Raw genomic sequence first — 11,463 nt, forward strand, 5'->3', positions numbered from 1 at the left:
ATGACGGGAGACTGTAATGATGCAATCGCTGTATGGAGTATGGCTTGGTGACGTATTTTTTTGTTTTTCCGGTGAAACATCGGAGCCGCGTGTGGATGCGTGGAGCCACGTGGTACGGAAGCTGAAATTTGGCGACGGGGGTCGTCTGTTTCAGCCTGCCGCTCTGCGCCTTGCAGAGCTTCGTTGGCCCAATCCGATGCGTAATGCCGCGGAAGCGAAGGGTACGAAGCGGCGTCCATTGCTCGGACGGACGTTAGAAGGGCTCGCAATCTCGCCCAAAGATACATTCAAGCTTCTTCTTCATTGGGACGAAAGTATATTGAATGCGGCAGGAATTCAGGCTGGAGAAGAGATTCGCTACTGGGTAAAAGCAGCACAGTTTACACAGGAACTGCTGCTGCGCGGAGAATTTGCTCCTTCTGCTGAGTTTGCGGCCAAGACGGGTGCGCGCCGCCGCACCGGACAGGAAACGCTGACAGGTGTATGGCGTCCGCGTTTGTTGCAAGAAGTGGATGTGGAGCGATTCCGAGAGTTGGCGGAATCCATGCCGCCAATTGGATTATCTGCTCCGGGAGCATACGCTTCTTCTGAACCGGAATCACGGGAAGAGGCGGGAGCGGCAGTACTGTTTTCATTTATGAGCGGAATGGTTCATGCGGTTGTCACGGGTGAGATGGAAGGCATGGACAGTGAATTATCTCGTTACCGCACCCCATTCAGGCGTGGGTCCTCTCCGGTAACAGAGATGTGGTGGAATAGTTTAATCTCGATGTTCCGCCCAGTCACGGTGCAGGGCCCAACGGATGAAATGGCGGAACTCATTGGCACACTGCAAGAAGCTGGTGGAACAGCGATGCCCGTCATAGGCATTGAAGAGACAGTACCGACAGAAGGTCAACTGAAGTTGGTACTGAGGCTCGAACCGCCTCTGGGTGAGCATGAAACCTTGTGGGGAATTACTTTCTGGGTAGACAGTGAGCAGGAAGTGGGTCTGAGATTGCCTGCGCGCACGATCTGGGCGCACCCGCAACAGGATCTGGAGCGTGGCAAAGTGCGTTATAGTTCAGCTGCAGAACAGCTCCTTATAGCGCTGGGGCATGCATCAGAACTGGCACCAGAACTGGAAACGGCGCTTCTTCATGCACGTCCGGAAGGAATGAAGCTGGAGCAGCAGGCCTTTTTTGAATTTTTGACCTATGCTGTGCCTCGTCTGCAGAAGGCGGGAGTAACGGTGTTAATGCCCTCCCGCTGGAGCCGTGCAGGGAAACGCCGTGCCGGATTGCGTCTGCAAATGCTCAATCGTGGAACGGAAAGACCGCTTGGGGCCCCGTCTGCACTGGGCATGGAGCAGCTGGTTGCTTTTAAGGCGGAACCGATGCTGGACGGCAAACCGGTCACGGCGGAGGAACTGGCTGCCCTTGCGGAAGCAACGGTGCCTTATGTGATGTTCCGCGGCGAATGGATTGAAGTGGATACGAAAGAAATTCGCCAGGTTTTGCGTTATATGAAGAAAGAGGAAGAACAATATATGCCTCTCTCCGAATGGCTGCATCTGGCAGCTGAAGAAGGCGAAGATACCGCATGGAAGGGGCTTTCCGTCTTTGGTGCGGAATCCGAGGGATTACTTTCCTTTCTGCTCGACGGACAGGTGCTCCGCAGCATTGAGCCGCGTCAGGTTCCGGCAGAGCTGCATGGCGAGTTGAGACCTTATCAGGAGCGAGGGTACCAATGGTTATCCGCGATGCGTGAGCTTGGGTTCGGCGTATGTCTCGCCGATGATATGGGGCTGGGTAAGACGATTCAGGTCATTACCTGCCTACTGGACCTGAAACATGAGGAACAACAAGCCGCGGCTGAGGAAGCGCGCGAGCACGAAGCATTTATGGGAATGGGAGAGCTGTCCACGAACGGTAAGCAGCCGAATGCCCAAGACGTACATCTGCCAGCACTTATTGTGTGCCCTACCTCGCTGCTTGGGAACTGGCAGCGTGAACTGAAGCGGTTTGCCCCGAATCTGTCGTTATATATTCATCATGGAGGACAACGATTGCATGGCAATGCGTTTCAGGCGGAAGCGCAGTCCCATGATATTGTACTGACGACCTATCATCTGGCTGGCCGGGATGGCCCGGATCTGGCTTCGCTGCACTGGTCTACCGTTGTGCTGGATGAGGCGCAATATATTAAAAATTACCGTACGAAGCAAGCGCAAAGCGTGATGCGTCTGTCTACGCCGCATCGCATTGCGATGACGGGCACGCCAGTGGAGAATCGACTAAGCGAGCTGTGGTCCATTTTCCAATTCCTTAATCCGGGTTATCTGGGTACGGCTTCTTCATTCCGCCAGCGGTATACCGGATTGGGCCCCTCTGAAGAAAACGCAGCCTCTTTGCGTGAGCTTCATCGGCTTGTATCGCCTTTTATGCTGCGCAGGCTGAAAAGTGATCCGGATATCCGCAAGGACCTGCCGGAGAAGCTGGAGCTAAAATCCTATTGTTCCCTGACGCCAGAGCAGACGGTTCTGTATCAGCGTGTGGTGGACGATCTGATGGGTGGATTGGATGGCCGGAATGGTATCGCTCGTAAGGGGATTGTTTTGTCATCACTGACCAAGTTGAAGCAGATCTGTGACCATCCGGTGCTGGCAGATAGCAACCGGAAGGAACATGGCAAGGCTGAGGCTTCAGGCAAAATGGAACGACTGCTGGAACTGGTGGATGCGATTCGCGATAACGGGGAGTCGGCGCTGATTTTCACCCAATATGTGGCGATGGGGGAACTGCTCGTCTCCCGGCTTACACAGCGGTATGAGGAGGAACCATATTTCCTGCATGGCGGTGTGTCGAAGGCGCAAAGGGATGATATGGTGGAAACCTTCCAAAAAGGAGAGGGGCCATCCTTGTTTGTCCTGTCTCTTCGTGCCGGTGGGGTAGGCTTGAATCTGACTCGTGCCAGTCATGTCATTCACTACGATCGCTGGTGGAATCCTGCGGTGGAGAACCAGGCGACAGACAGGGTATTCCGGATTGGGCAGAATCGCAACGTACAAGTGCATAAGCTGATCTGCCAGGGTACTCTGGAGGAACGGATTGATGAGCTGATTGAGAGTAAAAAAGCACTTTCCGAGCAAGTCGTCGGTTCTGGTGAGAACTGGTTGACCGAAATGTCGGATGACGAGCTGCGGGGCCTGATCTCGCTTCAGGGCGAGACATGGCTGTAAGTTGCTATATAAGTTCAACTAATGAATATTTACACTGGCACTCCGATGACAGAACAACCTTCCGATCGCTGTTATCCCCAGATTTCTTTAATTCCTTTATAAAAGGGGAAATCCGGGGATAAAGGCGAACGCTTTGCTTCTTCAGGTTATTTCTGTCCTCTCCGTTATTGTGTAAATGTTTAGTTAAACATATATAGATACACACTCACATACATGAAGAGTGTAATGATAGGAAGGGGGATTGTTGTGAGCGAAAAATGGAATGTAGAGCTGCATATGTCCCCCGGTGGATGGACAGCAGAAGTTAGTGCGGATGCTGATGCAGGAAAGGATGCGTTAGCATCCGCAGGCAAGATTGAATCAGCCAAAGGCTTGTTCACGGTAACGGGCACGCTGCCGCAGCTCAGTGAGGCTGAGCGCGAGGCAGTGCTGGCACAGCTGCGCAAGCGCCCGCTGGCGCTGTACGCGCTGCTGCGCGGCGGCCCTGCCCCGGCGGAGCTCGCCGGGCTGCTGCCCGCTGCTCCAGGCGAGGCCGCGCTGGGCTCAGCCGCCGCTGGCAGCTTGCTTGGCGCGGGCGGCGCAGCGGCGTGCACCTGCGGCCGCCCAGGCTGCGCGCATGCTGCTGCCGCTGAGCGCGCCGTGGCCGCGCGCTTCGCTGCCGAGCCGCTGCTGCAGCTGGCGCACGCCGGCCTGCCGCGCGAAGCGCTGCTTGCCGGCGTGTTTGGATCATGGGCGGAAGAACTCGCCCATGATCCAAGCGGCCCCGGCCGCGCAGCCGAAACGGCCGGCCGCCCGCAGGCGCGGGGCGGCGAAGGCGGCGCAGCCGTCGGCGAGTGGATCGCCGAGGCCGCCGCGGACGGCGCCATGCACCAGCCGGGGCCTGGCTTCGGCGCCGTGGAGGTGCGGCTGGCGCAGCCGGGCAAACCCCCGGCAACGCCGGAGCTGGCGGCACTGCTGCCAGGCGTGCCTGCCACCGCAGGGCTGGCATTGATCCGTGAGCGCGTAGCTGCACGGATGTGGGAGGCTGTCCAAAAGAAGAAGAAGGACAGCCCGGCAACCAAATGATGCACCACTCGGAGCGGGGGAGATCTCAGATCATCCCCTCTTGTTTGTGATATGCATCGGTGCAAGGTGAAAACGGATATCATACGTTTTCGATTCGCTTCTTTGGTATCGCACCAAGGGATACGGCTTTAAAAGTCCAAAAAACGACTGTACAAGCTGTACACCCGGCATATCTATACGGTGACCTCCTCTCAAGGAGGTCTTTACCGGTGGAGCTTCGTTAAAATTTAAGGTATACTGTCGCAGGGGAAGACAAGCCCATATGCACGATTGCAGCAATCATTAATACATTATGCGATAGGAGTTTTTACATGAAATCACGTACAGGACGACAGCGCCATATTGCGGTTATGCTGTCCTCACTTATGATATGCGGAGCCTTGCTGTCTGCTTGCCAGGACGGTTCAGGATCAGAGGAGAACCAGAATCTGAACGCAGCAGGAAACGCGCAGCAAGAGTCGGACGGTACCACAGTGCATTTTACCGAGGATACTGGCAATGATGGCAGCAATACAGGCGGAGAAGGCAGTTCATCTTCGGACAATAGCAGTGAAGCTGCCGATAGTGGTTCCGGCAATGCTTCAGCTGGAGAAGATCAAGGTTCTTCTGACGCAGGCAATGGGGCCACAGCAGAGGATCCGATGATGGAGAAACGCAGCATTAGCGCGCTGCAAACGACGATTGATGCACAATCCGTAGTGACCAATGCAGAGGCAATGACCGTTATCGTTAACAAACAGCGCAGCTTGCCTGAAGGGTACGAGCCAGATGATCTGGTGGAGCCTAACGTACCGTTCTCCTTCGACGGACCGCATGAAAAGCGTCATATGCGTAAGGAAGCTGCCGAGGCGTTGGAGAAGCTGTTTGCAGGTGCCAAAGCAGACGACATTGAACTTCGTGCGGTATCTGGATATCGTTCGTATGAGCGTCAGGTTTCAATCTATAACAACAATGTCAAAACCAAAGGTAAAGAATACACGGATCGTGTAAGCTCTGTGCCAGGCCACAGCGAACATCAGACTGGACTAGCCATTGATGTTTCCAGTCCAAGTGTAGGTAATGCCATTGAAGAGGTGTTTGGCACATCGAAAGAAGGCCAGTGGTTGGCTGAGCATGCAGCAGAATATGGGTTCATCATCCGTTATCCGAAAGGTGAGGAAGGGATAACCGGATATGTGTACGAGCCGTGGCATATTCGCTATGTCGGCACGGATCTGGCTCCTGATGTTGTAAAAAGCGGATTGACACTCGAAGAATACTTTGACGAGGCTAATATTAAGCTGTAAACACAGTCTGCTTGTCTCGTGTTTAAATATCACCAATGCTGTTATTCCGTGGTCCTTGTAAGACCGCCATTTGCCGAGGGCAGTTGGTGGTCAGCAAGGGCTTTTTGATATGCATAGAACAAACTGTAATGAAACTGGATTGGTTTGCCGGGAAGAACGATGGACTGATATACTTTAGAGATTAATCAAGTAAATGACAATGAAGCGAGGGAAAGCAGAATGAGCAGACAGCAGGTGTTTACCGGTTCTCCATGGGAGCCGCTTGTGGGGTATTGCCGTGCCATCCGTGTTGGCAACCGGATTGAGGTTGCGGGTACTACCGCCATGCAGGACGGTGTTGTGGTTGGAGCAGGCGATCCGTATGCACAGACGAGATTTGTTTTGCAGACGATTGAAAATGCACTGAAAGAACTGGGAGCAGACATGTCCCATGTCGTCAGAACCCGCATGTTTGTAACCGACATTTCCCGTTGGGAAGAAGTGGGCAAGGCTCATGGTGAATTTTTTGGTCAGATCCAGCCTGTCGCCACGATGGTGGAGGTTAGTGCACTGATTGATCCATTGCTGATGGTGGAGATTGAGGCAGAAGCGATTGTTGAGGCAGAAGCTGAAGTTAATGCCCGTATAACGAAATAGAACTATTACATACATATACACAAAATGTAGTATAGAGAAATAACCTTACCCCAACCTCCATGAAGGAGGAAGCGTGGGATAAGGTTATTTCTGCATTGATATAGTGTGATCTAGCTCTACTGTGCTCTACGCATAATCAGGCTAGCCTTCTTTTCTGGCAGCTTATTTCGCCTCAGGCTGTTCCGCTGGCGTTTCGATGACCACTTTCCAAGCTGTTCCAATTGGAGGAAGGCTGCGAGTCAGCACCGGGCTGTAGAAGCCGATCACTTTGGTCCCTTTGGTCAGTTCTTCTGGTTTGATCGTTTCTCCTTGATGATTCACCAGTTGTGTATCCTTGCTAATGTTAAGAATAACATGGTCAGGAGCTGTCTCTGTCAGACGGGAGCCGGAGATCTCGATCTGAGTACCGTTATTTTCTGTTGTTTTTACATTTTCAATCGTGCCTGCTGTACCCAGAACATCTTTTGGTTGTGCTTCGGATTCCGAAGCAGCTTTGTCCAGTACAGTGACTTTGTAAGTAGGTGTTTGCGGCGGTAAACTAAAGGTTGCAATCACTGAATGCTCAGCTTCCACGTTCATGCCAATGGTCAGATCGGTAAGCTTGATATCCTTGCCATCCGCCGATTGGAAAGTGGTATCCTCACCGACATTAAGGACGATACCATCTGTGCCTGCACCACCAATATGGATGGATTGATATTTGCCTTCGCTGTTAATTCCCGTAATGACCCCACGCTCAGTAACGGTTTTCACTTCCTCTTCACTGGAGATGGTTACTTGGTTATCTGTTGTATTCACTTGTGCGTGCAGTACTTGATCTGCAAAAGAAGCGGGTACATACAGTGTGCCATTTGTGATTTCAGGTGCTGTTCCCAGCTTAAGCAGCATTTTATTAACTGAATACTGGTCTTTGCCTGTGGTGACGATTGTCCAAAGCGTGCCTTTGGTCAGCTCAGCAGATTTGTTTTCCTTGTTCCATTTCAGTTCAATGCCAAGTGCTTCTGTGAGATCACGCAGCGCGATCATGGGTTCTTGACCATCCTTGTTCCAATAACCGTCAGTCATCGGTGCACCGTTCACAGATACTTTTACCGCTTCAGTTCCTTTGCTATCGGCAGATACGGAAGTTGAATTGACGGGTTGAATGCTGTCCAGGTTTGCTGCGTATGCAGCTCCCCCGCTCAGGGCCAAGGACAGGACCATTAGGGCGCTAACTTTTTTCATGTTGTTGTTCATCGTTGATTTCATCCCTTCTCATCTTGGTTACATCGCGGTAAACTCCTAATTAAGGCCGCGCTTCATTCTTATAGACGGGACAACTTGATCAAGTGTTGCACTTAAGATGCAGGTTATGGAGGCAGTATGTTCGTTTTAAATTACAATATCGTCCATATTTTCAGGTTATCGGCATCAAGTTAGGGTTAAGTTTCAAGTGAGTGTTATAACTTGTGATTCAAGTTCTGAATCGTCTTGATATTGCAATGAATTCTGATGTGGTTGGTACCATTTAATACGAGGGGGACGTTCATATGAGTGATATGTTGGTTGCGCTTTACCATTTGCCAGAGCAAGAGAGTGGACTGAAGAAGCTGGAGGAGTCCTCTATAGTCATCCGAAGAGCCATCGCACCGGAGAAGCAGCTTGTGCTGGATTGGGTGAAATCCCATTTTAGTCAACCGTGGGTGGATGAATGTGATGTAGCCTTTGCGCGTCAACCGGTCTCCTGTTATATTGCAATCGAGCATGGGAAAATGATCGGTTTCGCTTGTTATGAAGCAACATGTCGTAATTTCTTTGGTCCAACAGGCGTTAGTCAGGAGGCACGGGGCAAAGGTGTCGGTACAGCGCTGCTGTTGGCCTGTATGCATGCCATGAAGGCAGATGGTTACGCTTACGCGATTATTGGATCGGCGGGACCCGTAGATTTCTATGCTCAGACCCTGGGGGCTGTTAAGATCGAAAATTCAACACCAGGGATTTACAAAGGCATGCTCCGGGCAGACTAGACGATATTCATGTTCTGGAAAAGGAAGGGAGGAAGAAGATGACCACGAGCAAAATGCTGCATATCGGCATGATCGGTACAGGCTCCATCTCGGATCTTCATATGAGGTGTTATGCCAAGAACGAGCATGCCGTCATTTACGCCATCTGTGACCTGAACGAACAGCGTGCAGCTGCGGCTGCGGAGAAGTATGATGCACAATCCGTGTACACCGATTATCGCGAGATGCTGAAGGACCCGCATGTGGATGCCGTTAGTATCTGTACGTGGAATAATACGCATGCCGAATTTGCCATCGCTGCTCTGGAGGCAGGCAAACATGTGCTGCTGGAAAAACCGGTAGCCACCAATGTGGAGGATGCGCTGCGGATTGAAGAGGCTGTGAAGAAAAGCGGATGTACCTTTATCGTGGGATTTGTGCGTCGTTATGACAACAATATGCAGATGATGCGCAGTTTCATTGATGCTGGCGAGTTTGGTGAGTTGTATTATGCCAAAGCATCTATCCTGCGTCGCTTGGGTAATCCCGGAGGCTGGTTTGCAGACAAAAACCGTTCCGGCGGTGGCCCGCTCATTGATCTTGGCGTACATATTATCGATCAATGCTGGTACCTGATGGGCAAACCGAAACCTGTTTCGGTGAGTGGCAATACGTATCGAAAACTGGGCAATCGTGCCCATATCGAGCATCTTTCTTTTTACAAAGCCGCAGATTACAGTTCCTCTGTCAACAATGTGGAGGATATGGCAAATGCGCTGATTCGCTTCGAGAACGGGGCTTCTTTGGCGGTAGATGTGAGCTTTACCCTGCATGCACGTGGGGAAGAGTCTTCCGTCCGATTGTACGGCGAGCGTGGTGGGTTTGAACTGGAGCCGGAGACGCTAATTGTCACCGAGAAAAACAATACGATCCTGAACATTGAACCTCAGACAGACTATAGAGGTCTCAATATTCACGGTGCCTTCCAGAATCAGATTGATCACTTTGTGGATTGTTGTCTGAATGGGAGAGAACCAATCAGTCCGATTGCGGATGGTGTGATTTCGACAAGAATACTGTGTGGCATCTACGAGTCGGCCGAAAAAGGTCAGGAGATTCGTCTGGACTGATATAGAGGTTGAGTTTAACGTAGTGTCAAAGGGTGTTGTTTCTCCATCTTACCATTGGAGAGACAACACCCTTAAGTTATTTATTGGTCGTAATGAGACAAGACGGACGTATGTTTACTTTTCAAACCCTTCCAATACGATTTTGCCAATTGCAGTGCCCGATTTGCTCTTTCGATAGGCTTCCAGCAGGTTAGCCGCATTAATCGGTTCAATCCGCTCTGCCATCGTTGTATGAATCTTGCCAGCCTCCACCAGATCTGCGATTTCATTAAGCAGAAGATGCTGTTCGATCATATCATCAGTCTGGAACATTGGACGGGTGAACATCATTTCCCAGACGAGCGTTACGCTTTTTGAGAATAACTTTTGAAGTTCGGCTGGTTTTTCGAAGGGCAGAATGGAGCAAATTTTCCCCTGCGGCAAAATAACGTCTGCCATCTGTTCCATATGCTCATCTATATGATTTAGCACGAAAATATATTGTACACCGGCGAGTCCGAGATCTTTAAGTTGTGGTCCAAATGGTTGATGATGGTTGATCACATGGTCTGCTCCATTTGATATTGCCCAAGAGACCGATTCGGGACGAGAGGCAGTTGCTATGACTTTAAGGCCAGCCAGCTTGGCTAATTGAGTAGCGATCGATCCGACGCCTCCCGCTGCCCCGATAATAAGCATACTGCTGCCTTCGTTATCCGATGCATTCCTGGAAATGCCCAAGCGTTCAAAAAAAGCTTCGCCTGCGGTAAGGCTTGTCAGGGGTAAAGCTGCTGCCTGGGCGAAATCCAGATTTTTCGGCTTTCTGCCGACAATGCGTTCATCCACTAAATGAAACTCACTGTGTCCGCCAGGACGCGTATTGCTCCCCGCATAATACACTTCGTCACCAATGTTAAACAAACTGCAATCGGAGCCGATGTCCACGACCACGCCCGCTACATCACGACCAGCTATGGTCAGGGATAAATCGTCCGGATCTTTGGAAATATGTGATCTCCAATCCGTCGGATTGACAGACACCGCCTTCACCTCAACGAGTACATCCTGTCCTGTAGGTTGTGGCTTCTCCACTTTTACCTCCTGAAATGGCGGTATATCGTTCTCTAATCCAGGCTCGTAATATCCGAACGCTTTCATCATGATTGGATTTTCCATCGCTATAAGTTATCCTCCTCGTAGAAATAGGTCATATGTGTAAATATATATTATAATATCTAAAATTAATAGTAGTATCATTTTTGGATTATAGTATCAATTATGATACTATTGAGCTGGATTTGCAAAAAAATAAAGACTTCAATCACTCCTGAAGCAGACCAATCGGTCTGAGTCCATTGGAGAGGAAGTCTTTGAGGGAAGGGTTCATTTATTCAGCGGTGAATTCTCATAGCCCGGATTATCATAATCCGTATCTTGCAGCCGTGGAAGTACATTCATGCTTTCAATCGACTGGCGGGTATCCATAGTGCCATGATCGTACAAAAAGGCATACAGCAACGTTATGCCGTCCGAGAATTGTTCCGTCGCTTCGTCATGATCCGCCGATTTGTAAGGTACTGGAGCTCGCTGCAGTGTATAGGCATCTTCATCCTCCAGCACTTTCATCAGGTCTTTCAGCCGATTTAACTGTTCATCGTCCACCATGACTTCAAACGGTGTTGATTCGTTCTTGGTCTGTTCAATGAGATTATGGGTTACCGACACATAGTAATGCTTTTTGACGTCCTGCATAATCCAACCTCCACTCTAAAATGGAAAAAAGACGCTTCTTCTGTTAATAAACAGCAGGAAGCGTCCTGAAACGAATGGCTATCGTTTGTCTCCGTCTTACCCATCAAGGTGCTCGGTAACAACCGACCATCCATTGCCTTTGCCATCCAAGCGGCCTTGTTCAAAAAAATCAATTCCATCAACTGTGATACGAACTCCAACCATTTCCGGTTCGTTTTCTACGGGAACAGTTCTTCTAATATGTCGAATCTTTCTTGTATTCGCGCTTTAATTACGGCTTCTAATTCCATATTTCACCTCTTCTAATGGCAAAGGGACTAATTCAGGAACTATCGCAAAAGAGGAGAGGGCAATCGATCTTACAACAGAAGAAAGGCTATCGGTAAAGAAATTTTCCTCTCACTTTTTGA

Annotated in this window: 9 protein-coding genes; 6 read left to right on the top strand and 3 right to left on the bottom strand. The window is 50.4% G+C overall.

The annotated features are described in order from the left end of the window. Positions 1-16 precede the first annotated feature (16 nt). The 4 genes from MHB49_RS03265 (at position 17) to MHB49_RS03280 (ending at position 6,207) form a co-directional block, all read left to right on the top strand. A complete protein-coding gene (locus MHB49_RS03265) occupies positions 17-3,220 on the top strand; it encodes a DEAD/DEAH box helicase (RefSeq protein WP_405155011.1) in 3,204 nt (1,067 codons plus the stop codon). 246 nt (positions 3,221-3,466) lie between these two features. After that, a complete protein-coding gene (locus tag MHB49_RS03270; protein WP_405155012.1) occupies positions 3,467-4,285 on the top strand; it encodes a hypothetical protein in 819 nt (272 codons plus the stop codon). 311 nt (positions 4,286-4,596) lie between these two features. After that, positions 4,597-5,571: a D-alanyl-D-alanine carboxypeptidase family protein gene (locus MHB49_RS03275; protein ID WP_405155013.1), complete on the top strand. Its 975-nt coding sequence runs from the start codon at positions 4,597-4,599 to the stop codon at positions 5,569-5,571. A gap of 219 nt (positions 5,572-5,790) precedes the next feature. After that, positions 5,791-6,207 carry a RidA family protein gene (locus MHB49_RS03280; RefSeq protein WP_405155014.1) on the top strand — a complete coding sequence of 139 codons (417 nt, stop codon included), beginning with the start codon at positions 5,791-5,793 and terminating at the stop codon, positions 6,205-6,207. 162 nt (positions 6,208-6,369) lie between these two features. Here MHB49_RS03280 and MHB49_RS03285 read toward each other — a convergent pair whose 3' ends face one another. Next, a complete protein-coding gene (locus MHB49_RS03285; protein ID WP_405155015.1) occupies positions 6,370-7,431 on the bottom strand; it encodes a copper amine oxidase N-terminal domain-containing protein in 1,062 nt (353 codons plus the stop codon). Between the two features lie 305 nt (positions 7,432-7,736). On the opposite strand from MHB49_RS03285, the gene MHB49_RS03290 reads away from it, so the two are divergent. Further along, on the top strand, positions 7,737-8,213 hold the full coding sequence (locus MHB49_RS03290) for a GNAT family N-acetyltransferase (RefSeq protein ID WP_405155016.1): 477 nt from the start codon (positions 7,737-7,739) through the stop codon (positions 8,211-8,213). Between the two features lie 38 nt (positions 8,214-8,251). Further along, complete coding sequence (locus MHB49_RS03295; protein ID WP_405155017.1) at positions 8,252-9,322, top strand: Gfo/Idh/MocA family protein; 1,071 nt, start codon at positions 8,252-8,254, stop codon at positions 9,320-9,322. 114 nt (positions 9,323-9,436) lie between these two features. On the opposite strand, the gene MHB49_RS03300 is transcribed toward MHB49_RS03295, so the two are convergent. Both MHB49_RS03300 and MHB49_RS03305 read right to left on the bottom strand, forming a co-directional pair. Further along, complete coding sequence (locus MHB49_RS03300) at positions 9,437-10,477, bottom strand: zinc-binding alcohol dehydrogenase family protein (protein WP_405155018.1); 1,041 nt, start codon at positions 10,475-10,477, stop codon at positions 9,437-9,439. A 207-nt stretch (positions 10,478-10,684) separates the two neighbouring features. After that, positions 10,685-11,053, bottom strand: coding sequence for a hypothetical protein (locus tag MHB49_RS03305; protein WP_405155019.1), 369 nt, complete (start codon positions 11,051-11,053; stop codon positions 10,685-10,687). Positions 11,054-11,463: the final 410 nt, after the last annotated feature.

It is taken from the genome of Paenibacillus sp. FSL K6-0108, from assembly GCF_045040695.1.
In the GTDB taxonomy this organism is placed as follows: Bacteria; Bacillota; Bacilli; order Paenibacillales; family Paenibacillaceae; genus Paenibacillus; species Paenibacillus pabuli_B.

Bases quoted from the DNA above. Each gene is read 5' to 3' on its own strand.
- MHB49_RS03265 (WP_405155011.1), top strand. From the start codon at position 17: ATGATGCAATCGCTGTATGGAGTATGGCTTGGTGACGTATTTTTTTGT.
- MHB49_RS03275 (WP_405155013.1), top strand. From the start codon at position 4,597: ATGAAATCACGTACAGGACGACAGCGCCATATTGCGGTTATGCTGTCC.
- MHB49_RS03280 (WP_405155014.1), top strand. From the start codon at position 5,791: ATGAGCAGACAGCAGGTGTTTACCGGTTCTCCATGGGAGCCGCTTGTG.
- MHB49_RS03285 (WP_405155015.1), bottom strand. From the start codon at position 7,431: ATGAAAAAAGTTAGCGCCCTAATGGTCCTGTCCTTGGCCCTGAGCGGG.
- MHB49_RS03290 (WP_405155016.1), top strand. From the start codon at position 7,737: ATGAGTGATATGTTGGTTGCGCTTTACCATTTGCCAGAGCAAGAGAGT.
- MHB49_RS03295 (WP_405155017.1), top strand. From the start codon at position 8,252: ATGACCACGAGCAAAATGCTGCATATCGGCATGATCGGTACAGGCTCC.
- MHB49_RS03300 (WP_405155018.1), bottom strand. From the start codon at position 10,477: ATGGAAAATCCAATCATGATGAAAGCGTTCGGATATTACGAGCCTGGA.
- MHB49_RS03305 (WP_405155019.1), bottom strand. From the start codon at position 11,053: ATGCAGGACGTCAAAAAGCATTACTATGTGTCGGTAACCCATAATCTC.